Source organism: Paenibacillus sp. J22R67, assembly GCF_059692175.1.
In genome coordinates this window covers 17,075-41,437 of the sequence record NZ_JCAUAX010000019.1, presented here as the reverse complement: position 1 = coordinate 41,437, position 24,363 = coordinate 17,075, and the positions used below count along the sequence as shown (strand labels likewise).

The window sequence follows — 24,363 nt, the reverse complement described above, 5'->3', positions numbered from 1 at the left end:
CCTTATACAGCAATCTTAACATAGGCTCGTACCTCTGAATAGACAAAATATTACATGTTTTATTTCTCGGATGGCACCAGGATCCCCTTAATCGCAATTCGGTGAGTCGGATTTTCCATAGGATGGCAAGTAATTAGCGTAATCTCCCGATCTTTGCCGTTACCTTTGAGCACCCAGACGTCTTCCGGGAGGACGTACTGCTTATCAACAACTCTATAGACATACTTTTTATTCCCGGTATCTACTTCGACTAAATCTCCTTCGGTGACTTCATCTAATCGATTGAAGTTTTTCCCATAGGTCAGATTTCGATGGCCTGCAATCGCATAATTGCCAATTGCCCCTGCTTTACCGGTATTGGCGATGCTAGCAACGGATACTTTTAAATTATTCACCGTAGCATCCGTTAGTATAGGCAGCTTGAGGTCTATTTTATCGATGATGAGAACACCTTCCATGTTCTTGGGCATCGCTACAGGCTTCGGCGTCGCTGCGACGGCCACAGGGACAGGCGGCATCTGGCTACTTGTCGGCGCAGCCTCAACCTCAGGAGCAGGAAGAGGTGGAGCCACGACAGGCACATCCACCAGCGGTGATTCCTCTGGCTCAACAACAGCCTGATCCATCATTTGTAGATTGTCCTCCCATTGCTTCAAAATCTTCTGCTGCTGAAAGCTCTCATATCGGTCGTTAGCCATCGGATACAAGAAAATGATAATCCCAAGAATGATACATAACAGTGAAAGCTTTTTTCTAATCACCAGAGGTACCTGCCTTTCTCGTGGATCTCATGCGCAAGCACGCATTCCCGAAAAATCAAACCATTATTTTCCTTATTTCTATTCTATACGGTTGCATGAATCCCTTCCCTAAGGTCTGTCAAAACTGTTCATGCCGACGCAGTCTGAGCAAAGAGAATATTGTCATTAAAAAAGCTTAAAAAGCCTGCTTAATCGCAGGCTTTTCACTACTACTAATAACGCCTTATAGGACAGCAGCTTATATGTCGTCAGCTAATTAACTGACCGTTTTTGGACGCTCCATGCGCGTAATCCCCGGCCAGCGGAATGTCGCCCACTCCGGCTGCCGCTTCTCTACGCGAGCGACAACGACCGTCATATCATCTTGAATTTCGCCATGATGATGGCGGAAAATTCGCTCCAACAAACAATCCGCGAACTCTTGCGGCAAGGTCGTATCGATTTCCTGAATCATGCGCTTCATCCACATCTCCTTATTCACTGCATGGCCAGGGGCATCATAGATCCCGTCGGTCATCATGACGAGGATATCCCCCGATTGGAGAGGAATAGAAACCAGATCGACATCGATTTCGCTCAAAATCCCCACGGGAAGATTATTCGCGGAGATCGAAATCACCTCGTTCCCACGCTTAATAAAGCTCGGTATGGAGCCAATCTTCATGAAAGTTGTGTTTGCATTATACATGTCAATCAAGGCCATATCCACCGTCGCATACATCTCATCGGAGGATCGGAGCATGAGCACGGAGTTCAGCGACTTAATCGCCAGCTTCTCATCCATCCCAGACTGCAGCAGCTGCTGCAGGATGCTAAGGGCGGTCTGACTCTCCGCCCGCGCTCGCTCGCCATTGCCCATGCCGTCGCTAAGCGCAACGGCATACTTGCCATTGCCCAGCTCCACCGTGGAGAAGCTGTCGCCCGAGAAGAGGTCGCCCCCTTTGGCTGCGCCAGCGACCCCGGTCTCTACCTCGTATTCCTTGGCAGAGCCGAATACGACCGTGCTGTAGCCCTCGCCGCGTTCATGCATCTCCTCACGCATCACGGCGACGTTCTCGCCGATGATCTCGCTTAGCAGCGGCGCAATGATTTTCCGGCATTCATCGAAGCCTTTCGTGTATTGATGAATAATTTCAATTTCAATATTTCCTTCATCTAAGGAAATAATGTCGATCGTATGAATAGATAAGCCCAGCTCCTCCAGCGCATTGCGGATTTGCTCTTCCTGAAGGAACAACTCCTGCCCTTCCCGTTTAATTTCCTTCGCCAGGTCCTCCATCACCTGCGAAACGCCGGACAGCTGATCTGCTACGAGATGGCGGCTGTCCATAATTTGTTTTTTCCAATGCAAATCATTCTTGTACAAGCTATACTGCTGCTTCATCACATCGAGCACCTGATCTGTACGATTACACACCTTCTTCCACTCTGCTGGTATTTGCTTCTTCGTCATATTCTCCTTTGTCTCAATATTGGTCATCATATCCGTCATAAACGTATAGGTTTGGTAAAATTTCTGATCCCAGCACTGGCTTTTTTTCCAGCAGGATTCACAGGTTTTCTGTGTGACGGCATTCATGAAATGCCCAACTTCCTCCTCCTTGCGGCTTACCGCGTCATCCGTAGTTAATTGCTTAAAGCTGCGCGATAGCTGGCGAAACACTTCTGAGAACTGTTCCACACGGCTCGCCGTCACATCGCGAACCCGCTTCGCATAGTCCTGCTGTGATTTGAGATTCTCCTGCGTGCCCGGAACATATTTGGCAAGTGTGAGAATCAGACTCCGAGGCGTAAGGAGGAACAGCGTAACGGCCGCAAGCGATTCCCAAGCGGAATTAATCATATCGGCACTTGAACCTATATAGAACGATAGAATCGAAGATCCAAGCAGCATGCCGAAGGCAACAGCGAGCCGATTACCTTCCTTGAGAAGTCCTGCTAACATCCCGGAAAAAGCGAGCAAGCTCATTTGATAGATAGCGTTGCTATTCGCAAGACTTAAGATTAGCCCTGTGATGACGCCAACCGAAGCCCCGAAAGGTGCTCCGCCTACCAGTGCAAATAACAGAATTAAGTAGCGGGAGAGCACGTGCTCCACCGTGACAGGCCCCATTACCCAGCTCACCGTCCCTGTCATAACGGATGCCAGTAAAATAATTAAACAAATGATTTCCTCGTGTTTCAAATGATAGTTTTTACGGGTAAGTGTGAATACAGGAATAGCTTGTATGAAAATTAATGTCAGCACTAGACTGAGCAGTGCCTCTACAGATAGCATCATTAGCGAATACCAGCTTAAGTTCGAAACGACCAGTTCCGCAAATAGCTGAACCAAGAAGGTTGAGCTGAATACGAGCAGCGGCGCTAAGGATAGATCTGAACGTTCGAACTTCTCGAACGCTTTTTGAATGAGCAGGAAGACGATAATCTCGGTTACGAGATATCCCGTATTCGAATTTAGCGACAATAAACTCCCAGCAAATGCCGCAATACCTACCCAGTGCAAAATGTCTCTCCTCGTAAAATAAATAACCGCGATAAAGGCTAAAGCAAATGGAGATAGCTGTTCCAGGATCATCGCACGCCCAAGAAGGAAAGCCATAACGATGAGAAGAAAAGTCCACTTCTTAGCCACAAAAGCTTGAACAAAACGATTTTCCACTGCAGCACTGTGAGCACCTGTTTTCGCTCTTTGCCATATCCCTGACCATCCGCCACTTATCGTCGCACCTAGGCTTCTTCTTTGCATGCTTTGAACACCATCCATTCTTCCCTTATTTGTTTCTCTAGTATAGAGACAATCTAGCAGAAAGTTTGTCAGAATGAGTTGATAGATTCAAAGAAATTTCCGACAAGCCGCGCCAGCCGTGTCATTAGCCTCTAGCCCTTGCCGTGTCTCACTTTATTGCTTTGAAAGCGTATCCAAAAGTCTGATCCTCCCGAACTTTCGCCACGCAGATGGGGGAGATACCCGTAACTCCATGTCGATTGGAATTGACCATACGATGAATTGTAATAATTGAAATAAAAAAACCACATCCGCCTAAGCGAAATGTGGTTCTATTATAAGCATCTATTAGTCTCTTCTTCCGCCTCGACCACCGCGTTTGGACTCGGTGTTCTTCTTCAGAGACGAAATCCGTTCTTCACTATCTTTAAGGAAACGAGATACTTTATCTTCGAACGAGAACGGTCTAGCTCCGCCTTGCTGCTTGTTAAAGCCGCCGCGACCGCCACCACCGCCGCCGCCACGATTGAAGCCGCCGCCGCCTGGACGACCACCGCCTGGACCACCGCTTGGAGGACCACTGCGTTCTCCGCCACTACTTGGACGACCACCTTGGAAGCCGCCTGGACGATCTCCGCTCGGGCGTCCCTGATAGCTGCTGCCACCTGTACGTTCAGGACGAGCTGGTCTTTCCTCAACTGGCTTGTCAACCGTTTGCTTGATCGACAGTCCGATCTTGCCATCCTTGTCCACGTTAATCACTTTGACCAATACTTTGTCTTCCAGCTTTAAATGGTCATTAACGTCTTTCACATAATTGTCCGCGATCTCCGAAATGTGAACAAGACCGGTAACTCCTTCAGCAAGCTCGACGAATGCTCCAAAGTGAGTAATCCCCGTCACTCTACCCTCTAACTTGGTGCCAACTTCAATTGCCATAAAGTAAAATGTTCCTCCCTTAAAATGTTGAAAACACTGGCTACGCCGATTATAACCGATGCAGAAACCACGGTCAACACGGCATTCGCCCCTTCTTCAGTCCTTTTATTGCTTCGAGACACTAAGAGGCGTCTCTCCCGTTTTGCTATAGTGAAAATCCCGGCGAATAATTTGATCTAAGTATTCGTCATTATGCAGCCTACTGATTTCCTTCTGAGTCTGCTCCTTGACCTTCTTCGCATCAACGAGCTGTTGCTCCATATTCGCCACGGCATTTCTCTTCTCGTGAAGCTTAGCGAACTGCCCCCAAATGTTAACAGTAGCCCAACTCATAAAACAAAGGACAAAGATCATCAGAAAACGCAGTCTTCGCTTTGAGCCTACACTACTGCTGCGCTTGTTTGGTACGGTTGCTTGAGCCTGCATGTATAGGAATTCCTCCTACTTTGAGAATAACCTGCGATACAACGTTACGATCTTACCTGTCAGCTTCTTCAACCAATCAGGGATCACGAAATATTTATGCACAGGCCGAGTCATCCAGAGGAGTAATCTCCACAAAGGATAAAGCAATTGTAGCACAATTCTGTAAAGGAATATAGCTACAGCTAGCAAAAAGCCCAAAATTATCACCGTTAGACGATATAAGCCAATGATCGGTTTAATGATGAGAATTTCGACGGTTTTTGCAATAAACTTGTAAATCGCAATAACAATTCGTATGAGAAGCAGCGTCAGATGAACCACAACTTGGCTGAGGAAGGCGAAATAGAAGCAAATACCGATACCGATCCCCAGAAAAATAAACATACGAACTTGTCCTTCATTGCTGTAAATGAGCAAGCGAAACACGAGGATTGTCGCCACAATCCAGTACACAGTATCAACGAGCGGAATCGTCCATCGCGGCAGCTTGAGCTTACCGGAAAGCACACGAAACACATCAAACATCGCACTAATGGCGACCCCGCTCAAAAACATCATGAAAATCGTATGGAATTGAACGTTCAGGGTCACTTGAATAATTTACCAAGAAAACCCTTGGATTTCTCCTGGGTATTTCCATCCACATACGATAATTCTTGAATAAGTCCTTCGATGGCGACTAACCCTTGCTCCAAGCTCAAATTCTTAATGTGCAAATTCTGCCCCTTAATCATCAGGTAGCCCATTTCCGTTTCAAGGAGGAACTCTTCGCTGTCAAAGCTCTCTACGTTCAAAACTCCGGAGATCTCCAAGAGCTTGCGATTCAGCATTTTGATTTCTTGCCGTTTGTTCGTGTTTTTAACGGGTTCCATCATGGCCTGTACCCCTCCTTCATCTATCATTACGATATGGGAGGATGTCCTATTTTAGAACACAAAAAAAAGCCCAAGATCCCTCATCCGGGAATCCTGGACTATTTGTTGTTTTTGCCGTGTTACTCGGACTGATAAGCTTCTTCCTTGACCAGCGTGTACATCTTCGCAGCATCTTCCTTACGGGTCGACTCCGATAAGAGCTCTACGCGGATTGTCACCTTTTTCTGACCAAATTGAATAGCTAGCTCGTCGCCGACTTTCACTTGCGTACTCGCCTTGGCATCTCTGCCGTTAATCCAGACACGTCCTTGATCGGACACATCCTTCGCTACGGTTCGGCGCTTAATCAGTCGAGATACTTTTAGAAACTTGTCGATTCGCATTATTTTACAGCGTCTTTAAGCTTGTTACCCGCTTTGAAAGCTGGAACGTTGGATTCCGCGATCACGATTGGGTTACCTGTTTGTGGGTTGCGGCCTGTACGACCGGAACGTTTACGAGTTTCGAAAGTTCCGAAACCGATTAATTGAACTTTATCTCCGGATGAAAGAGCGTCTGTAACTTCACCAAGGAATCCGTTAAGTACAACTTCTACGTCTTTCTTAGTTAGCCCGCTTTTTTCTGCAATGTTGTTGATCAAATCCGTTTTGTTCATGTGATTTGTTACCTCCCAAAAATAGTTGAAGATCATGTCTTCTATGTACCAAAGCCGCAAAGCTGAGAGACTTTGAACGATGTTCAAATATCCCTACTATTAAATTTCCATATTCAACCTTACACCAAACTTAGTATTCTTCTTTTTTCGTCAAATTCCTTCTATTACTAGCGAAGTTTTGTAACTTTTTTTGCTTCCTGCCAATAATTTTCCATCTCTGATAACCCAGTTTGTTCAAAAGAAAGCCCTTTTAAACGTAGCTGATCTTCCATATATGAAAATCTTTGAATAAATTTGCGATTTGTGTGCGCAATAGCTTCTTCCGGATCAATTTTGAGGAATCTAGCAACATTTACGATAGAAAAAAGCACGTCCCCGAGCTCCTCAAGTCGATTTTGAGCCGCCTCTTCCGACTGGTTGTCAATAGCCTCACGCAGCTCTCCAACCTCTTCATCCAGCTTCTGAAGCACCTCGCGCAGCTCAGACCAATCAAAGCCAACGGTAGCCGCTTTCTTCTGCAGCTTCAAGGCCTTCATGAGGCCCGGCAGTTCACGTGGAATGCCGTCCAGCACAGACTGTTTCGTCACGTCGATGCCTTTCTTCCGCTTCTCCTCGGCTTTCATCGCATTCCAGTTCACAAGTGCCTCATCCGCATCCTCTGCTTTGTTGTCCCCGAATACGTGCGGATGGCGGCGAATGAGCTTCTCGTTCAACGTAGCAATCACGTCATAAACAGTGAACGTCCCAATCTCCTCTTCCATCTGCGCATGAAGCATAACTTGCAGCAGCAGGTCTCCCAGCTCTTCGCACATGTGCTCAGGATCATCTTCATCGATCGTTTCCAGCACTTCGTAGGCTTCCTCGATGAGATTTTTGCGCAGGCTGGCATGCGTCTGTTCGCGATCCCAAGGGCAGCCTTCTGGACTCCGAAGAACCTGCACGATTTCATGCAAACGGCCAAAGGTGCGATAGCGGATCGCGTCCTCCTCGCTTTTAGGCACCCAAACCAGCGATAGATTCCCGTAACCTTTCACATGATCCAGCTCATGCAGCGGCACTTCGATAATCTGCTCAGCACCCGCCACACCTAGGGAGTGGCCCACAACAACGCGGTATTCATCCGGGTAGGTATCCATAAGGGAGATTTTGAGGTCTGACGCCGTATAGGTATCGTAGACCTGCCCAACAATTGTATGCATCTGAGGATTAAGCGCATAGCGGCTAAGACTAGTAGCATCAAGCAGCTGAAAGCCGTCGATAGGATCAAAACCGAAGCGTAAGAAAGCCTGATCCAGAAAGCTTTCTCCCCCCATCACTTGAAGCGAGATTCCTTCTTCCGGACACCTCATCTTCAATAGCTGTACCGTATATTCCGCCACCATTGGGTGGCCCGGCACGGCGTAGATGACCTCGTTGGATGCGTTTTTGGCAGATTGAATAAGCGCTTCGGCAATAGATTCATAAACCCCTTCAAAACTTGGATGAGCCATATAATTGGAGTCGAAGGTTTGGTATGGGATCTGATTGCTGTCCAGCATGCGGACCATGGGATGGTCCTCTGTACGCAAATATAGCGCAGCTTGTGACTTTGCTGCGTTTTGGAGCTTTTTCCAGACTCCAAGCGTGAGCTGGTCTTCTTCTCCCGTTCCGAGTCCGACGACTGTAATTTGAGCTTGAGTTGACATGGGTGGCACCTCCTGAAATATGTATGGGCCCGATTTGGATCCAGATGGCCGGCCGAGATTTCTCTCTTTCAACAGAGAGTGATAGCATGTTGGGAAGTCTCTGAGCGTTTTTACTGCAAAAAGCGCAGGTAAATGCTAAGAGAATACCCTCATGTGCAGGTTTTACTGTAAAAAATGCAGCTAATTTTAATCAAATCAGCCGATATGGCTGTTTTTAAAGGAATTTCCTGTATAAAATACAGGTCATGCCCGGGATCAGCTGCTATTATGCTAATTTTACTGTACATTGTGCAGGAAATTGTATCTGCTGCAAAGTGTACAGGGTAACGGCATGGGCAATGGCTACCGTGAGGGCAGCCGCAGCTGCGGAAAAACCTACCGGCCGGCCGAACGCCCCGCCGGCCAGATCCGAGCCAGGACCGGCGCCAGCTTCCGGTCCAGCTCCGGCATCAGCCGCAGCTCCTCGCGGCTGATGCTGCCGCTGCGCAGCAGCGCAAGCCCGTAGACGGCCGCGCCGCCGGCTACCCCAATCAAAGCGATTGCGCTCGCGCTCAATCGCTCAGGCAAGTGCCATGCCGCCACAGCGGGCATGGCTAGCAGCTGCAGCGCTGCGAGGCAGACAAGCATCGCCACCACGCCCAGCGTGGGTGCGATGACGTACGGCCGCAGCGCGAAGCGCGCCCCGGTGCAGCGGCGCAGCTGCACCAGATTCAGCCCCGCCGCAGCGGCGTAGGCGATCACCGCGCTGAGCGCGGCGCCGTCGATGCCCCAGCGGGGCATGAGCACGACGTTGCCGAGTGCTTTCAGCACGATGGCAACGAGCAAAGCCTGCGCCGGCGTGTGAATCGCGCCGGCACCCTGCAGCACGCTGGCGGAGACAGCGTTCAGCGTGCTGAATAGGGCCGTGAAAGCAAGGACGGCCATCGTTAGGCTGGCCTCACCGTTTTTGTATAACATGATATTGATCGGCACCGCGGCAAAAGCAAGTCCAAACGAAGCGCCCAGTCCGATAAGCCAAGAAAGCCGGATGGACATCTCCGCCCGAGAGCGCATCACATCGGTCAGCCCTCTCGCCTTCGCTTCCGCCATCGCAGGAACGAGGACTGCTGACATGGATGAGGCAACCATAACAACAAGCTGGACAAGCGGCAACCCGCGGTTATACAATCCGAACTGTCGCATAGCCTCAAGCTCACTTCCTTGCGAAGCTTCCAACAGCCGCGGCATAGTAAACGTGTCGACCAAGGTCAACAACGGCACAACGATCGCACCTAAGCAGACAGGAATCGCATAGGCTGCAATCCGTCTCATCCACTTCCAAGTAGAACGGGGCTTACCTTCAGGCTTCCCCCTGCCAGGTTCCTCCGAATACTTCAAACCCCGCATCGCTTTTCGCCAATATACATACATCACGACTAACCCTGCGGCTGCACCAGTCACAGAGCCAAAAGTCGCTCCTGCCGCAATCCACTCCTCATCATAAGCAAGTGCCGCCAAATAAAGCAGTAAAGCCACCATCGTAATAACCCGAATCAACTGTTCAATCACTTGTGAGACAGCGGTTGGCAGCATATTTTGATAGCCTTGGAAATAACCCCGCAGAACAGCTAATGTCGGAGCTAGGAGCAGCGCAAAGGAAACGCTGCGAATTGCCTTTTCTGTCTGCTGGATCCCAATCCAGCCAGCAATCTCACCCGCTTCAAGGTAGAGCAGCACAAACAAACAGATACCGCTGCCTAGCAGCACCGCTCCGGATATACGGGCAATGCGTCTAGCCTCCAGATGATCGCCGTGGATAACACTCTCCGCCACAAACTTGGAGACGGCAACAGGAAAACCTGCCGTAGCGGCAAATAAAATCAAAATATAAAGCGGATAAACCGCATTATAAATGCCAAAAGCGGCATCCCCCGCTACATTTTGCAGCGGTATTTTTTGCAATGTACCCAGTAATTTCGAGAGCACAGCCGCGGCCCCAAGAACGGCAGCCCCTTTTAGCAGCTTGGCAGTACCCTGTTTTCCGACATTCTGCTGGAGCTCTTCGCGATCCATCTGATGCCCCTTGCCGGTCTCCCCCATCCTATTTCTCCTCTACCTGATGTGATACATATACACGTATTATAACGAAATAGCTCTTTGCAGACAAAAAAAGCTTCTCTTACAGATGAACATCACCTCAGTAAGGAAGCCTTTGTGTATTATGTTTGTGTTTATTGTTCCATCTGTTTCGCCAGAAAACCAGCCGCTGTTTCTACCATCTTCACTTCCATGTTGCCCATTTTCACACTCTCATCTTTCGAGATCAATATAACGGAGCCAATTGGATCGCCACCAGCCACAATCGGAGCTGCTACGAAAGAAGAGAAAGTTTCATTCATATCCTTGATAATCTCGAATTGCCCAGAGCTACTTTCCAAAAGCGGTTTACGGTTTTCCATGCAGGATTCAATAATTGACCCAACTGATTTCTCCAAGTAATCCTTCTTGGACCCACCAGCCATAGCAATAATCGTGTCTCGATCTGAAATCATCGCAACATGATTCGTACTCTCAAACAACGACTCTGCGTACTCCTTAGCAAAATCACCAAGCTCGCCAATAGGCGAATATTTCTTTAGAATCACTTCACCATCGCGATCAACGAAAATTTCCAAAGGGTCACCTTCGCGAATTCGCAGTGTGCGTCGTATTTCCTTGGGAATAACAACTCTCCCTAAATCATCTATCCGACGGACAATTCCAGTTGCTTTCATACCTCTAGATGCCTCACTTTCCGCTCAAGAATTAGATACGACAGGAGCATGAAATCTTGTATGCTAGATCGGGTTTTGGTGGGAACTTGAATTCTATCCATAGTATTCTTCACTTCCCAATCTTCTATGCAGTCGCTTCTGCTAAGGAATTTTTCTTTATGTAGCTTTGCATTGCACCCTGCTGTGATTATGTTGTCCAAAAATAACAAATAAAAACAGGATGTCCATATTCGGACATCCTGGTAAGTTCTTACTTTGCCGCCGGGCTTGTTGCTGGGCTCGCCGCTGGACTTACTGCAGGGCTTGCAGCTGGTGCTGGGCTTGCTTCCGGTTTAGGCAGATTATTCGTTTCGATCAAGTTCGGGTATTCTTTCTCTGCGAACTCAGAAAGGGATTTCTCCGCAAGCTGAGATTTAATTTGTGTTTTAAGGGTATCATCAAGCTGTTTCGTGCTTCTGGATTCCACTTTCATAACATGGTATCCAAAGGAGGATTCAACTGGATCGGAAATTTTGTTCAAAGGAAGTGTGCTTGCTGCTTCTTTAAATTCAGGCACCCATTGGTTGATGTCTGCATCTTTATACGTACCGCCAGCATCTTTAGAACCTGGATCATCGGAATACTCTTTCGCTAGAGCCGCGAAATCTCCGCCGCCATCCAACTTGCCTTTTACTTCTTTCGCTCTTGCCAAAGCTTCATCTTTCGTACGCAGATCTTTCTGTGTAGCTGCATCCTTCAAGGAGATTAGAATATGGCTAACTGTTGCGATATCAAATGCATGCGCAGCTGCTTGCTCATTATAGGAATCTTGAACAGCTTTGTCAGTAATTTTGCTTTCCATGCTGCCCATCGTGTAGAAGCTCATTTTCATCAAAGATTCGATATCCTTCAGCTCGATACCGTTGTCTTTCAACTGCTTGTCCATTCCGCCTTCTTGTTTACCGAAGTAATCCGTAATAGCTTTCATTTGCTCAGTAACTTGCTTGTCAGCATCAGCTTTTACTTTGTCATCAGCTTTCGCGGACAACACGCGGAAAGTAACCATTTGCTTCAACATATCTTGTTGAAAAGCCGGGTCTGTCATGAACTGCGCCAATTGCGGCGAGAACATTTTGTTCACGTTGATGAAAGAGTCAAATTCGCCGCGAGTGATTTTGCCGCCTTCTTTGTAAGTAGCGATTACGTCAGCCGGATTACCCGTTGCTGTTGCTGCTGCAGATGGGGAAGGTGAAGCAGTTGCTGCACCCTCACCCTCCTTTTTGCTTCCACAAGCACTAAGTACAGAAAATGCAAGAAGCAATGCTACCATGCTTAATATCCATTTTTTAGAAAAAAGTCGTTTGCTAGTATGATTTGGCAACATCCTTTAATTCCCCTTTCGTTTTCAGAACATCCTTATATTGTACCAAGAACTTCTCCACCAACTCGATGGAAGCTTCTGGCTTCATACCTTTACAGCGAATAACAATATGCAACTGCGGGTCTGCATTGAGCTTGATTCGCCCATCAAAGCCTTTGGACAAATTGAGCAGTTTCTGACCATCCAGCCTGCCATTTTGGTCAATATGCACCTTGATTACGTAATCATCCCCTTTTTGGCTGATCGTTTCAATTCGGTACTCCGCGCCGTATGCTTTCAGGCGAGCCACTGACAGCAAGTTAAACACAGCCTGCGGCAGATCTCCGAAGCGATCTACGAGCTCATCATGCAGGTCTGCCGCTTCTTCCAACGTGCGAATCGCGGCCACTTTTTTGTAAATCTCGATCTTTTGCATGCTGTCGTAGATGTAGTCGGATGGCAGGTAGGCATCCAATTGTATATCGATGGAAGTGTTCCATTCCGGTTCCGGCACGGTCGCTTCCCCATCTATTTCTAGTTTCAGCTTTGCAATTTCTTCGGCTAACATTTGTGAGTAGAGGTCGAATCCTACAGAAGCAATGAAGCCATGCTGTTCGGCACCCAGCAAGTTCCCTGCACCGCGAATCGACAAATCCCTCATCGCAATTTTAAAGCCTGAGCCAAGTTCTGTAAACTCTTTAATCGCTTGCAGTCGTTTCTCAGCCACTTCGGTGAGCACTTTATCCCGCTGATACGTGAAATAGGCATACGCTACGCGATTCGATCGCCCTACGCGCCCACGCAGCTGATACAGCTGCGAAAGCCCCATTTTATCCGCATCATGAACGATAAGTGTATTAACATTCGGGATATCTACCCCCGTCTCGATAATGCTCGTACTGACAAGCACATCGTATTCCCCGTCAAGGAAATCGAGAATCGTTTTCTCGAGTTCCTGCTCGCCCATCTGACCATGGGCAACCGTAACACGAGCATCCGGTATCATCATCGATATTTGATCGGCGATCTGCGTAATCCCTTGAACCCGGTTGTAGAGATAATACACTTGACCTTCACGCGCTAACTCCCGCTCAATCGCTTCCCGAACCAGTGTCGGTCCATATTCGACCACGTAGGTCTGGACAGGGAAACGGTTCTCTGGCGGCGTTTCAATAACGGACAAGTCCCGAACGCCGAGCATAGACATATGCAGCGTTCTTGGAATCGGCGTCGCCGTAAGTGTCAGCACGTCGACATTCGTCTTAAGCCGCTTCAGCTTCTCTTTGTGGGATACACCAAACCGCTGCTCCTCATCGACAATCAGCAAGCCTAGATCCTTGAACTGCACGTCTTGCGACAGCAGTCTATGCGTTCCGATGACAACGTCAACTGTCCCTTTTTTGACACCCTTCATGACCTCCGTCTGCTCTTTCTTCGAGCGGAAACGGCTGAGCACCTTCACATTAAACGGATAGCCTGAGAAGCGCTCGCGGAATGTCTCATAGTGCTGCTGTGCCAAAATCGTGGTCGGAACCAAGACAGCGACCTGCTTCCCGTCGATAGCCGCCTTAAAGGCCGCACGAACGGCAACTTCGGTCTTCCCATAACCAACGTCGCCGCAAAGCAAGCGATCCATCGGACGTAATTTCTCCATGTCGTTCTTAATTTCTTCGATCGCACGAAGCTGATCCCGTGTTTCATCGTAAGGGAACATGGCTTCGAACTCGTTTTGATAGGAGCTGTCTTTGCTAAACCCATAACCTGTCGTAGCCTGTCGTTCAGCGTAAAGCTTAATCAGCTCATCGGCAATATCCTTAACGGATGCTCTTGCCTTGCTCTTAACTCTTGCCCAGTCGGCTCCGCCAAGCTTATAAACCTTCGGTTCCTTCTCTTCGGAACCTACATATTTCTGAATCAGATCAATCTGGTCAATCGGCACAGACAGCTTATCGCCGCCGGCATACATGATATGCAGATAATCTTTATGAATACCGCCCACTTCGAGCGTACCTATTCCGACGTATTTCCCGATCCCATGGTTCACATGAACAACATAGTCGCCAATTTTAAGTTCCTGATAGCTTTTGATCCGCTCGGCGTTCTCCAGCTTCTTCTCTACCTTACGGGCTTTACGCTGCTTCTGTGTGAAAATCTCGCCTTCCGTAATGACAACCAAATGAATGGAAGGCAATTCAAACCCTGTTTGCAGATTCCCATCTACAATCTCAGGCACATCGATCTGATAGTCGTTCAGGACACGCCTTACACGTTCGGCACGTTCTTCGCCGTTGGCCAGGAGAATGACGTTGGCCCCATTTTTCTTCCAGCGCTCCATCTCCGCTTTGAGCAAATTCATTTGCCCGTGGAAATTTTGCATAACGCGACTGACGAAGTTCACGATATTTTGCGGTTGAATCCCGACGACCTGACGCAGAAATAAAGATAAATATAACGTTGGAAACGGTCTGCGGTGCAGCAGTGTTTCGTAAGATTTGGACAGCACAAAAGCCGGCAAGCTCTTCCCCTCTGTCAGCGCATGCATCATCCACTCTGCCTCGTCGCGTTCGAGCTGCTTCGCTGTCTCCAGCAAACGAGCCGGTTCGTCGATAATCAGCACAGCATCCTTAGGCATGTAGTCTATGAGGGTCTGTCTTTCCGTATATAAAAGAGAAATATATTTATAAATGCCTGGGAACGTCTGCCCTTCACGGAGCAGTTCAATATCATGTCCGATCCCTTCGAGCAGCTTGTCTTTGGCTGTCCGGTCGGTCATTTTCTCCAGCTGAGCTTGTAGCAGCTCATACGCATGCTGCGCAGCAGATTGTAATCGCTTTCTATCCGCTTGAATCTCACGGCACGGAGGAATCGTGATCGACTCTAATTTATCTATTGACCGCTGGTCACTTACATCAAAAGTACGAATAGAGTCAACATCAACATCAAAAAGTTCAATTCGAATCGCATTCTCCGACGTCAACGGAAACAAATCCAAGATGCCGCCGCGAACACTCATCTCCCCTTTGGTCTCAACCCGCTCCACGCGCTCGTAGCCCAAATTGGATAAGGTGCCGAGGAGCTCATCCAGTTGAACGGTATCCCCAACCTTAACGGTTATTCGGGATTCCTCGAAAACTTGCTTAATCGGTAGTAATCTGCGCACTCCCGCGAACGGAGCAATCACAATGCCGCGGTAACCTCCCGCCAGCTTAGTGAGTACATCAATGCGCTGTGCCAACATCTCCGGACTGGATGCTGCTTCTTCCGCTGTCAGAAGCTCTTGCGAAGGGTAGAGCAGAACATCATCGGATGATAGGCATTCTAGCAAATCTTCCGCTATTTTTTGAGCGGCAAACATATTATGAGTAACAATGAATAGCGGGCGCGTTAGCTCTCGCGCAAGAGTTGCAATCATCACTTGCTTGGAGGAACCGGTAAGTCCGGCAACGAGCTGCTCTTTCATCTCGGACCTGATGCCTGACACGATCGTTTGAAAGTCGGTATCCGCAGAAAAAGCCTGAATTAAAGCTTGCAAACAAGTACACTCCTCTCACAAAAAGAAGCCTTGGCACACTTGCCTCGGCTATTAACTCTTCATCTTCATCATTTTAATTCAGCGAAAACATCATGTTACTGCAATGGACTTGCCAGCAGAGACAGCTCTGGATTGGCCTCCAGCGCCTCGCGGCAGTAGTCGCAAACAACTCTAACCGTAACATCACCATTCGTGTTATACGATATTATATCTCTACGCTCATCAGGGGTCAAGAAATGGAAGCCCAGTTGTTGCTCCGTTATTGCTTGATTAATTTCCCCAACAAAGGTATGACAATGCCTGCAAATATACTTAATCATATATGTATGCCTCCTTCGACGATTCGATTACATCCTAGTATGACCATTCTCCGGAGAAATTAGCCGAATGTACCATTGTCATTTTCGAATAAGGACCATGCATATTATGTTTTGGAGTCAAGCGGTTATTGCCTATTTATTAAACTTGCCCATCGTCTTCTCGAAAGGCTCATCCAAGCTCGACAACATCGCTTCGGAGGTCAGATCCAGCACCTCATCCAGTGACTTCACTTCTTCCTTGGAAAAGTTCGCTAAGACATAATCGGCGATATTATAGCCAGGGGCAGGTCGGTTCACACCTACGCGAATGCGGTTGAAACTTTGTGTTCCGGCATGCTGAATAATGGACTTAATCCCATTGTGTCCGCCCGCACTCCCTTGATAACGCAGCCTGATCTGACCGAAAGGCGTATCCATATCATCATAAATAATGATGACATCCTCCACCTTCAATTTATAAAAGTCCAAGATCGCTCTCATCGATTCACCTGAAAGATTCATATACGTCATCGGCTTCAGCAGAAATACTCTCGTGCCGTTCACGTTTCCCTCTCCCAGCAGTCCCTTGCCCTTATTCTGAAAAGAGTTTATCCCCCATTTGGCGGCAAAACGATCAATTGCCATGAACCCAACATTATGTCGATTCATCTCATATTGCTTTCCCGGGTTACCCAGTCCGATAAAACATTTCATTTTCTTCCAGTTCCTCCTAGCCATTTACTAAAAAAAATCCTTGGCGTAACCTGCATCTTAAGGTTATTGTTTACCTATATGTTACTAAAATGAACCATCAAATTCATAACTGCGGGTGAATCAGCCAATATGTATCTAAACGGTCAACAACTTACAAGCGATCATCATTTTCAAGATCATATAGATGCCGGTATTCCCGTCCAAGTATACTATCAAAACCTACATAAGGATATAGGCTATATTGAATTTTACAGCCCTCATTTTATAAAAATTAATAATACGTTTTATAACAGAAATACACACTTTATTGTTTCCCGGCCTGGGTATTAATGAAAGAAAGAGGAAAAACAAAGGATACCCTTTGCACTGTGGCGAGGGTACCCTTCTTTAAGTCTATACGGTCTGCTCTTCTTTCGCTTCCTCACTAGACTCGCTCGGCTTATCCTCTTTGCCCTGAGCAGCAACTTCCTCAGGAGCCTCTTTCTGAGGCGCCAGAATCGTGAGCACAAGCTCACCCGGATCAGACTTCACTTCAATCGTTCCTGGCACGCTGAGCTCACTGACCAGCATATTCTCTCCGATGCCTACTTTGGAGATGTCCACGGTGATTGATGCCGGTATCTGGTTCGGTAAACAACGGATTTCCAGCTCATGCAATTGAATCTGCAAAATGCCGCCCTCTTTCGCCCCCACAGCATCCCCGACGAATTCCAGCGTGACCACCGTTCTGACCGGCTCATCCATATTGATTTGATGGAAGTCAACATGGAGCAGCTCCCGGTTCAGCGGGTTACGCTGTATTTCATTGATCATAACCGGCTGCTTGCCGCCGCCATCCGGCATTTCTAGCTCAATAACAGCGTGCGGGCTTTTGCGAAGCAGCGCCACTAATTCCTTCTGATCGACGGTTATGACCGTAGCAGCCACCTTTTTGCCATACACGACCGCAGGCACCTTGCCTTTTACACGCAGTTGTTTGATGTCGTTTTTCGTTGTGTCCTTGCGGGCTTCCGCTTTCAGTGACAATGCCATAAGAAAAAGAACCTCCTAAGAATTTTGCTCAGCACACTTACTTTCGTAAACGACGCCAAGTGGGTAACAGCTAGTTCATAGCGTACCCAACCTTAAGAGATTCCATCCAAAATCCCCCTTGTCAGGGAGATTTAACTTTCCTATTCTTTTTTTGCTTTGTTTTCTTTCTTCGCTTTCATCCGGCCTTTGATTTTATCTGCATAGCCCGGCTTATTCGTTTGTCTTTCCCTCGCGATAGCCAGATCCCCATCGTTCACTGCATGAGTAATCGTCGAGCCTGCCACAACGTAAGCACCATTGCCAATCTTCACAGGAGCAATCAAATTCACATTACTGCCGACGAACGCATCGTTCCCGATTTCCGTTAAATTCTTGTTGAACCCATCGTAGTTCACCGTGATCGCGCCACAGCCAATGTTCACATTTGTGCCGACAATCGCGTCACCTACATAACTTAAGTGAGATACTTTCGAACCGTCGCCAAGCTTCGCATTCTTGATTTCGACGAAATCGCCAATCTTCACTTGCTTCCCGATTTCCGCTCCAGGTCTCAAATATGCGAAAGGCCCTACGCTAGCTTCATTATCCACATAAGCCTCTTGCAGAACAGATTGCTTAATTGTAACGTCATCTTTCACGACAGAATCAATAATCTCGGTCTGAGGTCCGATCGTACACTGCTCGCCAATGATTGTTTTCCCACGCAAAATCGTACCTGGCAGCAGGACTGTGTCCGCTCCGATCACAACATCCTTCTCAATGTACGTGTTCGCAGGATCAATGATCGTAACCCCGTTCAGCATATGCTCACGGTTAATGCGCACTTTGAACAAGCGTTCCGCTTCAGCAAGCGCAACACGATCGTTGACACCGATAGATTCCGCAGCATCCGCCATACAGTAACCTTGTACAGTCTCCCCTGCGCCCGTCATGATACCGACGACATCCGTCAAGTAATATTCATTCTGAGCATTGTTGTTTGTGACAGAGCCCAGGGCCTTGAAGAGTTTCCGGTTATCGAAAATATAAGTGCCTGTATTAATCTCCTGAACAGCCGCTTCCTCGCTGTTGCAGTCCTTCTGTTCAACTATTCGCGCAACTCTGCCATCTTCACCGCGAATAACACGGCCATAGCCTTGCGGGTCATCCAGTTTCGCTGTCAGGATCGTAGCCGACGCACCTGAACGCTGATGAAGTTCAATCGTATTCTTAAGCGTCACATCCGAAATCAGTGGCGTATCTCCGCAAATGACAACCGTCATTCCGTCTTCATCGCCAAGCAAATCCTTCGCTTGCAGTACCGCATGACCGGTCCCACACTGCTTCTCCTGCAGCGCATACTCAACTTGATCTCCTAGATAGCTCTGTACCGCTTCTGCTCCAAATCCCACGATTACCATAGTTCTTGTTACATCTATTTGCCGAAGCGTGTCTACGACATGTCCTACCATCGGTTTGCCTGCAACTGGGTGAAGCACCTTATACAGCTTTGATTTCATTCGTTTACCTTGTCCTGCCGCTAACACAATCGCCATGAGCTTCAAAGACTATCCACCCCCTTTATTATAAATAGCTGTATGCTTTATGCCTAAATAATGTAGTTAACAGTTCTTTACCAAATATAGCATCAAAACCCCCCAAAAGAAAAGAGAGCCCTTATGGGCCCTCTCAATTATTAAACGTTATGCACCTTCTTCAATAACCTCTTCTTCTACCGCTGCACGGTCGTATTCAGCCAATACGGCAGCCTGAATTTTCTCACGGGTAGTAGAAGAAATTGGATGAGCGATATCGCGAAACTCCCCATCTGGCGTTCGTTTGCTTGGCATTGCCACGAACATACCGTTATTCCCATCGATAACACGTATGTCGTGTACTACGAACTCATTATCGATAGTTATGGAAGCAATTGCCTTCATCCTCCCCTCGGAGTTGACCCGGCGGAGCCTTACATCTGTAATTTGCACTTGTGTTCACCACCTTTTTCCATCTCTGAGACTTGGGTGTAATATTCCACATCGTTGTGCAAATTCCTTCTTATTTTTTTGAAATTTTCGATAATTTTATACAATCTTAATGTTACTGTTAAATTTCGACAGGAATCACAGCAATTAACTCTATTTCGACAAAAACATCACGTGGTAATCTAGCCACTTCGACAGTCGATCTAGCTGGTTTGTGATCTCCAAAGTAGGTGCCATAAATCTCATTCAGCTCAGCAAATTGATTCATGTCCTTCAAGAAGACGGTTGCTTTCACAACTTGGCCAAAAGATGTGCCAGCCGCTTCCAACACGCCTTTCAAATTAGCAAACACTTGATGTGCTTGCTCCTTAATTCCGCCCTCTACGATTTGCCCATCCAAACCGAGCGGGATTTGTCCCGAAGTAAACAGCAAGTTCCCGAGCTTAACTGCTTGCGAGTAAGGTCCGATAGCAGCAGGTGCTGCCGTTGTTGAGATGAATTCCATCGTTTTACGCGTCTCCTTTTTTACTATCAAAATAATTACCTGGCTCTACCGTGATTTGTTTGGTCTTGGAATCTACGCCAAACAATCGGGCCAGCGATACGTATTGATCTACTAAACGTTCTTCCACTTCAACAGATTCCATGAAGACGCCAACCCCTTGGACTGAGGCCTTGAATTCCGCCAGCAAATCCATCATTCCGTGAATGGTTCCACCAACATGCATGAAATCGTCGATGATGAGCACCTTGGATTCCTCTTTCAAAGCGCGTCTTGCGAGCGACATGGTCTGAATACGCTTGTTCGAGCCCGAAACATAGTTAATGCTAACGGCTGAACCTTCTGTTACGCGACTATCCCTGCGAACTACAACAACGGGTAAATTCATATAAGTAGCCGTCGCGTACGCGAGCGGAATGCCTTTCGTTTCTACGGTCATAATCACATCGATATCACGCCCTGCGAACGCAGATGCAAACGTTTTGCCTATTTCATTTAAAAACTGGGGCTGCCCCATGATATCAGACATATATAAATAACCGCCAGGCAGGATCCGTTCAGGCTGCTGCAACTGCAAGCAGAGCTGCCCTATGAACTTCAGTGAGGTTTCCTTTGGTACCTTCGGTGAAAACTTCACACCGCCGGCTGCGCCCGCAAGCGTTTGCAGTTCGCCGAGCCCTTCTTCTTCAAAAACTTCTTTGATAATCGCCAAATCCTCACTAATCGAGGATTTCGCTGAGTTGTAACGCTCGGCAAAAGTCGTTAAAGGAATTAACGAATGGGGGCGAAATAACAAGTATTGCGTCATTTCTACCAGCCTAGCGCTCCTTTTCAACTTTTTCATCGCACTACCCCCCAAAAATCCGAATAATATAAAGAAAATATACCACTTTTATACGTATTTATTCAAGCTTCACATGAAAATTAACTTAACATGAACATAACATAATGCTAACACGCAGGAAAACCCTCCCCAGAGGGTGAATATTTCCACAAAAAAGCACCGCCTAGGCATGATCCTGACGGCTTTATCTTTGTTGCTTTATGCAACAACTAGACAATGGGAAAACGGGAAATCGAGTAAACTTCCAGGAGTTAAGCGCTACCCCTTAATCCATTCCGTTAAAAAAGAGCCCCTCAGGGCCCCTTGCACACAATTCCACATGCTAGGTCAACATCCGCACCGCATAAACATCCTTACAGAACCCTCGAAGGCCATTGTAAATACGGGGCACTTTCGCTTCCTTGGAGACAAGGCCGAACACCGTTGGCCCGCTTCCGGACATTAAAACGCCGTCTGCGCCGAGACGCTGCATGCAATCTTTCAATTGTCTAACCTCTGGGTAAAGGTCCAGCGTCACTTCCTCCAGCACATTGCCGAGATTTCCGCAGAGCTGGTCAAACTGCTTCTCACGAATCGCCTTCAGTACATTCTCTGTTGAAGGGTGATTCTTGATCTCACGGGCGTTCAGCTTGCCGTAAATCTCCGAAGTGGACACATTGATGGGAGGCTTGGCTAGAACAACCCAACATTGCGGCGGTGAGACGATCGGCTCTAACTTTTCTCCGCGTCCTCTGGCGACAGCCGTCCCCCCCGTTACACAAAAAGGCACATCCGATCCAAGCTCAGCGCCAAGCACTTGCAGCTCTTCCATAGGGATGTTTAAATTCCAAAGTCGATTCAAACCCCTAAGCGTTGCCGCTGCGTCACTGCTGCCCCCTGCAAGTCCTGCTGCCACGGGGATCTTTTTATCCAAATGAATGTACACGCCTTGTTTGACGTCATAACGATCCTTAATAAGCCGCGCAGCCTGAAAGGCTAAGTTCTTCTCATCTAACGGAATATAGCCCGCTTGACTGGAAATAATGATCGTATCTCGTGAAAGCTCCTGCATTTCAATGCGATCGGCTAGGTCGACCATTGTCATGACCATCTCTACTTCATGATAACCATCTGGTCTTTTATGTAAAACATCTAAGGATAAATTAATTTTAGCCGGTGCTTTTTCAAAAATCTTCATCAGGATCACCTTCTTTTGCTCGTTTGCCGTTAAAATATTATAACAAAAGCGCAAAAAAAAAGCTAAAGCATTCGCTTTAGCTGTAGTAGGGACGCCTTTCGCCTTGCACCGTCTGATGGGACGCTGATGACATGGGATTCCAGCCCGCTTGTGACTGCCCGAGTGGCGTAGACGAGACGTGCATGTTCTGGGAAGCAGCAGACGTGTAGGAAGGTGTAAAGGTGGCCGTTTGCTGTCCATAGTGCTGTGGCGTCTGTACAACCCGTTGGTTATGCATTGGCGCTTGTGTGTAGCTAGGCTGTGCGTAGGTATTCTGACCGTAGGATGTTTGCATAGTGGGCGGCGCAGAGGCTGCATACTGCTTCGCCAACTGTTCCTCTGCAATCTGAATAGCCCGCTTCACCATATTCCCTGCATCCTTGGTACGAATCCCTTCCCAACCCTCGCGCTGAACGACATCATAAAACCCCAGATCTTTCGCTAACTCATTTTTAAAACTTTCGGACATAACACCTCTTCTGCGACTCATAAAAAACCTCCTTTTCCTGAGCTTAGATGAGCTTTGTTGGAACAAAGCTGGCAACGTAAGCGTAAAGTAAGGTTAGTATGCCCAGTCGCACCAGGTCCATTCAAATGCAAAAACAGACCCTAGGGTCTGCTCATTATAGAAACTTATTAAGCTTAATGTTGGATATAGGTGATACGAACCTGACCATCATCATTACATACCGTAACCTCAACAGATTCGGTAAGAATGTCGGCGTAGCTGTATGACACTCGTTTAAAGGCGTGTGATTCTTGGTCAAGCTTCACGATAAACACAGAAGGGTAGGTTTCTTCTAAAACACCGGAACGTTCGACTGTCTTTCGACGGCCACCATTCGCTCTCAACATGATCTTCTGCCCGACGTGGGGCTCCAAACTGCGTTTGATTTCCAACAGCGCATTTTTTGCCATTGTCAACTACCACCTCTTTCCTTGTTAATTATAACCCATCCTGACAAGCATGTCAAACAGGGTCAAATATTATATCAGCACCATAATCCAGTTGTCAACGGCATTTTCACCTATTTACCGAATTCCCCATTGTACAGGTTGTCTCCAAAGTTCGCAAATTATTCACACTTTTCCAATAAAAAAAGAACACTCACCTGCCGTCCTCTCCTAAGAGAGAAGCAGCAGGCAAGTGTCCTTCAAAGAAAACCATGTATGAGCAAGGATTTACGCATGCTCCTCTGTGTGTTGAATACCGGGAACACCCATTCGGTAGCTCCCTCTTGTCTCTACACCACCCAAGCCATCAAGCCCCGTCACCGTTAAATCCATAATATCTAACATCGATATCGTGTCCTTCACAGAGGTGTAGGATAGCTTTGCGGCGATGCACAGCGGGTCTAGTGCGTGGATGAGTATGCGCGCAGGTGAACTCGCGAAATTGGCTCCAGCCCGAAGCAAAGCCTCAAAATGAGACTGGCAAGCTCCAGCCACGACAATCATCGCGTCACGATTGCGTTCATACTGCCGGGCCACTTGAACGGCGTTAACGAAGTTCTGTGAATTCTTATAGCTAGACAAACCGCCAGGTCCAGCGGCTTTACGATGCTTAAGTATTCCGTCATGCCCCGTGATGACGACAATATCCGGCTTAATCTGCGGAAGCAGTCGGTGGAGCGCGTCGGCCATCTGAGCCTCGGGAATATAGAAGCCCTCAGCGGGCACACGAAGTTCTCCGTAGAGCTGCATGCTCTTACGTAGATAGGTCGGATCCCCATCCAAGTGCAGCACTTTACCCGGGACTTCAAAATATCCCGCGTTCACTTTCTGATTATGGGCAACCGAGTGTTGGTTTTTCTCTTGGAGCTGCACTTGGGCAACCGCCAGCCTTCGCAGTGACTCGCGAAATTCGGGCGAACTCGACCTCGGATGGTCCATCGACTCTGTCGGGTTCGTCAGAGTTAAGTCCACTAAAGGCGCATCCGCAAGCAATCGGTAATCGACACCGCGCAAGACAGCCTTTAGTTGATCGATACGTTCAATCTTAAACATGACGTCGCCGCCATAGGATTTACGGGTTACAAAATCACCTTGCCTCATCGCACAAATCCCCTCCATGGGTTATCCTATGGCGGGGCTGGGCA

Annotated in this window: 23 protein-coding genes and 1 pseudogene; all 24 read right to left on the bottom strand. The window is 47.7% G+C overall.

All coding sequences use genetic code 11. The features are described 5' to 3' along the window. Positions 1 to 59 precede the first annotated feature (59 nt). The gene (locus tag AC58VC_RS35855) at positions 60 to 761 is read right to left on the bottom strand and encodes a class D sortase (protein WP_497376295.1); all 702 of its coding nucleotides are present in this window, start codon (positions 759 to 761) and stop codon (positions 60 to 62) included. Between the two features lie 256 nt (positions 762 to 1,017). Next, positions 1,018 to 3,510, bottom strand: a complete 2,493-nt coding sequence (gene spoIIE / locus AC58VC_RS35850; RefSeq protein WP_497376294.1) for a stage II sporulation protein E — start codon at positions 3,508 to 3,510, stop codon at positions 1,018 to 1,020. A gap of 327 nt (positions 3,511 to 3,837) precedes the next feature. Further along, positions 3,838 to 4,428, bottom strand: a complete 591-nt coding sequence (locus AC58VC_RS35845; RefSeq protein ID WP_145669331.1) for a S1 domain-containing RNA-binding protein — start codon at positions 4,426 to 4,428, stop codon at positions 3,838 to 3,840. 105 nt (positions 4,429 to 4,533) lie between these two features. Then, positions 4,534 to 4,854, bottom strand: a complete 321-nt coding sequence (locus AC58VC_RS35840; RefSeq protein WP_497376293.1) for an FtsB family cell division protein — start codon at positions 4,852 to 4,854, stop codon at positions 4,534 to 4,536. Positions 4,855 to 4,869: 15 nt separating this feature from the next. Continuing rightward, entirely contained in the window at positions 4,870 to 5,445 is a 576-nt protein-coding gene (gene yabQ, locus AC58VC_RS35835) for a spore cortex biosynthesis protein YabQ (protein ID WP_497376292.1), read from the bottom strand. Continuing rightward, on the bottom strand, positions 5,442 to 5,729 hold the full coding sequence (yabP, locus tag AC58VC_RS35830) for a sporulation protein YabP (protein ID WP_157324487.1): 288 nt from the start codon (positions 5,727 to 5,729) through the stop codon (positions 5,442 to 5,444). The genes yabQ and yabP overlap by 4 nt, the downstream gene beginning before the upstream one ends. 119 nt (positions 5,730 to 5,848) lie before the next feature. Next, positions 5,849 to 6,112 carry an RNA-binding S4 domain-containing protein gene (locus tag AC58VC_RS35825; RefSeq protein ID WP_127457143.1) on the bottom strand — a complete coding sequence of 88 codons (264 nt, stop codon included), beginning with the start codon at positions 6,110 to 6,112 and terminating at the stop codon, positions 5,849 to 5,851. Beyond that, positions 6,112 to 6,384 carry an HU family DNA-binding protein gene (locus tag AC58VC_RS35820; RefSeq protein WP_029197991.1) on the bottom strand — a complete coding sequence of 91 codons (273 nt, stop codon included), beginning with the start codon at positions 6,382 to 6,384 and terminating at the stop codon, positions 6,112 to 6,114. Before AC58VC_RS35820 ends, AC58VC_RS35825 begins: the two co-directional genes overlap by 1 nt. 167 nt (positions 6,385 to 6,551) lie before the next feature. Then, positions 6,552 to 8,069, bottom strand: a complete 1,518-nt coding sequence (gene yabN, locus AC58VC_RS35815; protein WP_497376291.1) for a bifunctional methyltransferase/pyrophosphohydrolase YabN — start codon at positions 8,067 to 8,069, stop codon at positions 6,552 to 6,554. 375 nt (positions 8,070 to 8,444) lie between these two features. Then, a complete protein-coding gene (locus AC58VC_RS35810; protein WP_497376290.1) occupies positions 8,445 to 10,148 on the bottom strand; it encodes a putative polysaccharide biosynthesis protein in 1,704 nt (567 codons plus the stop codon). A 131-nt stretch (positions 10,149 to 10,279) separates the two neighbouring features. After that, positions 10,280 to 10,822 carry a stage V sporulation protein T gene (spoVT, locus tag AC58VC_RS35805; protein ID WP_497376289.1) on the bottom strand — a complete coding sequence of 181 codons (543 nt, stop codon included), beginning with the start codon at positions 10,820 to 10,822 and terminating at the stop codon, positions 10,280 to 10,282. 250 nt (positions 10,823 to 11,072) lie between these two features. Further along, positions 11,073 to 12,131, bottom strand: a complete 1,059-nt coding sequence (locus tag AC58VC_RS35800) for a peptidylprolyl isomerase (RefSeq protein ID WP_497376288.1) — start codon at positions 12,129 to 12,131, stop codon at positions 11,073 to 11,075. 34 nt (positions 12,132 to 12,165) lie between these two features. Further along, complete coding sequence (gene mfd / locus AC58VC_RS35795) at positions 12,166 to 15,693, bottom strand: transcription-repair coupling factor (protein ID WP_497376287.1); 3,528 nt, start codon at positions 15,691 to 15,693, stop codon at positions 12,166 to 12,168. Between the two features lie 95 nt (positions 15,694 to 15,788). Next, positions 15,789 to 16,013 carry an anti-sigma-F factor Fin family protein gene (locus AC58VC_RS35790; protein ID WP_145669352.1) on the bottom strand — a complete coding sequence of 75 codons (225 nt, stop codon included), beginning with the start codon at positions 16,011 to 16,013 and terminating at the stop codon, positions 15,789 to 15,791. Positions 16,014 to 16,145: 132 nt separating this feature from the next. Next, the gene (pth, locus tag AC58VC_RS35785) at positions 16,146 to 16,706 is read right to left on the bottom strand and encodes an aminoacyl-tRNA hydrolase (RefSeq protein WP_497376286.1); all 561 of its coding nucleotides are present in this window, start codon (positions 16,704 to 16,706) and stop codon (positions 16,146 to 16,148) included. Between the two features lie 393 nt (positions 16,707 to 17,099). Then, complete coding sequence (locus AC58VC_RS35780) at positions 17,100 to 17,738, bottom strand: 50S ribosomal protein L25 (RefSeq protein ID WP_497376285.1); 639 nt, start codon at positions 17,736 to 17,738, stop codon at positions 17,100 to 17,102. A gap of 140 nt (positions 17,739 to 17,878) precedes the next feature. Further along, positions 17,879 to 19,282, bottom strand: a complete 1,404-nt coding sequence (gene glmU, locus AC58VC_RS35775; RefSeq protein WP_497376284.1) for a bifunctional UDP-N-acetylglucosamine diphosphorylase/glucosamine-1-phosphate N-acetyltransferase GlmU — start codon at positions 19,280 to 19,282, stop codon at positions 17,879 to 17,881. A 138-nt stretch (positions 19,283 to 19,420) separates the two neighbouring features. Beyond that, positions 19,421 to 19,705: a septation regulator SpoVG gene (spoVG, locus tag AC58VC_RS35770; protein ID WP_028557369.1), complete on the bottom strand. Its 285-nt coding sequence runs from the start codon at positions 19,703 to 19,705 to the stop codon at positions 19,421 to 19,423. 118 nt (positions 19,706 to 19,823) lie between these two features. After that, positions 19,824 to 20,207 carry a RidA family protein gene (locus AC58VC_RS35765; RefSeq protein ID WP_161407621.1) on the bottom strand — a complete coding sequence of 128 codons (384 nt, stop codon included), beginning with the start codon at positions 20,205 to 20,207 and terminating at the stop codon, positions 19,824 to 19,826. 4 nt (positions 20,208 to 20,211) lie between these two features. Then, positions 20,212 to 21,048 carry a pur operon repressor gene (purR, locus tag AC58VC_RS35760; RefSeq protein ID WP_497376283.1) on the bottom strand — a complete coding sequence of 279 codons (837 nt, stop codon included), beginning with the start codon at positions 21,046 to 21,048 and terminating at the stop codon, positions 20,212 to 20,214. A 322-nt stretch (positions 21,049 to 21,370) separates the two neighbouring features. Next, positions 21,371 to 22,225, bottom strand: coding sequence for a 4-(cytidine 5'-diphospho)-2-C-methyl-D-erythritol kinase (gene ispE / locus AC58VC_RS35755; RefSeq protein ID WP_477499311.1), 855 nt, complete (start codon positions 22,223 to 22,225; stop codon positions 21,371 to 21,373). Between the two features lie 358 nt (positions 22,226 to 22,583). Beyond that, a pseudogene (locus AC58VC_RS35750) lies at positions 22,584 to 22,754 on the bottom strand (small, acid-soluble spore protein, alpha/beta type); the annotation flags it as partial. Positions 22,755 to 22,906: 152 nt separating this feature from the next. After that, positions 22,907 to 23,182: a biofilm formation stimulator Veg gene (gene veg, locus AC58VC_RS35745; RefSeq protein ID WP_028557365.1), complete on the bottom strand. Its 276-nt coding sequence runs from the start codon at positions 23,180 to 23,182 to the stop codon at positions 22,907 to 22,909. A 264-nt stretch (positions 23,183 to 23,446) separates the two neighbouring features. After that, entirely contained in the window at positions 23,447 to 24,319 is an 873-nt protein-coding gene (yabG, locus tag AC58VC_RS35740) for a sporulation peptidase YabG (protein WP_497376282.1), read from the bottom strand. Positions 24,320 to 24,363 lie beyond the last annotated feature (44 nt).

Excerpts from the sequence above, each read along its gene's own strand:
- spoIIE (WP_497376294.1), bottom strand. The coding sequence starts at position 3,510 with ATGCAAAGAAGAAGCCTAGGTGCGACGATAAGTGGCGGATGGTCAGGG.
- pth (WP_497376286.1), bottom strand. The coding sequence starts at position 16,706 with ATGAAATGTTTTATCGGACTGGGTAACCCGGGAAAGCAATATGAGATG.
- AC58VC_RS35790 (WP_145669352.1), bottom strand. The coding sequence starts at position 16,013 with ATGATTAAGTATATTTGCAGGCATTGTCATACCTTTGTTGGGGAAATT.
- AC58VC_RS35800 (WP_497376288.1), bottom strand. The coding sequence starts at position 12,131 with ATGGTAGCATTGCTTCTTGCATTTTCTGTACTTAGTGCTTGTGGAAGC.
- yabN (WP_497376291.1), bottom strand. The coding sequence starts at position 8,069 with ATGTCAACTCAAGCTCAAATTACAGTCGTCGGACTCGGAACGGGAGAA.
- AC58VC_RS35810 (WP_497376290.1), bottom strand. The coding sequence starts at position 10,148 with ATGGGGGAGACCGGCAAGGGGCATCAGATGGATCGCGAAGAGCTCCAG.
- spoVT (WP_497376289.1), bottom strand. The coding sequence starts at position 10,822 with ATGAAAGCAACTGGAATTGTCCGTCGGATAGATGATTTAGGGAGAGTT.
- yabP (WP_157324487.1), bottom strand. The coding sequence starts at position 5,729 with ATGATGGAACCCGTTAAAAACACGAACAAACGGCAAGAAATCAAAATG.
- AC58VC_RS35780 (WP_497376285.1), bottom strand. The coding sequence starts at position 17,738 with ATGGCATTGTCACTGAAAGCGGAAGCCCGCAAGGACACAACGAAAAAC.
- AC58VC_RS35840 (WP_497376293.1), bottom strand. The coding sequence starts at position 4,854 with ATGCAGGCTCAAGCAACCGTACCAAACAAGCGCAGCAGTAGTGTAGGC.
- AC58VC_RS35765 (WP_161407621.1), bottom strand. The coding sequence starts at position 20,207 with ATGGAATTCATCTCAACAACGGCAGCACCTGCTGCTATCGGACCTTAC.
- AC58VC_RS35820 (WP_029197991.1), bottom strand. The coding sequence starts at position 6,384 with ATGAACAAAACGGATTTGATCAACAACATTGCAGAAAAAAGCGGGCTA.
- veg (WP_028557365.1), bottom strand. The coding sequence starts at position 23,182 with ATGGCAAAAAATGCGCTGTTGGAAATCAAACGCAGTTTGGAGCCCCAC.
- yabG (WP_497376282.1), bottom strand. The coding sequence starts at position 24,319 with ATGAGGCAAGGTGATTTTGTAACCCGTAAATCCTATGGCGGCGACGTC.
- purR (WP_497376283.1), bottom strand. The coding sequence starts at position 21,048 with ATGAAAAAGTTGAAAAGGAGCGCTAGGCTGGTAGAAATGACGCAATAC.
- AC58VC_RS35845 (WP_145669331.1), bottom strand. The coding sequence starts at position 4,428 with ATGGCAATTGAAGTTGGCACCAAGTTAGAGGGTAGAGTGACGGGGATT.
- AC58VC_RS35825 (WP_127457143.1), bottom strand. The coding sequence starts at position 6,112 with ATGCGAATCGACAAGTTTCTAAAAGTATCTCGACTGATTAAGCGCCGA.
- ispE (WP_477499311.1), bottom strand. The coding sequence starts at position 22,225 with ATGAAGATTTTTGAAAAAGCACCGGCTAAAATTAATTTATCCTTAGAT.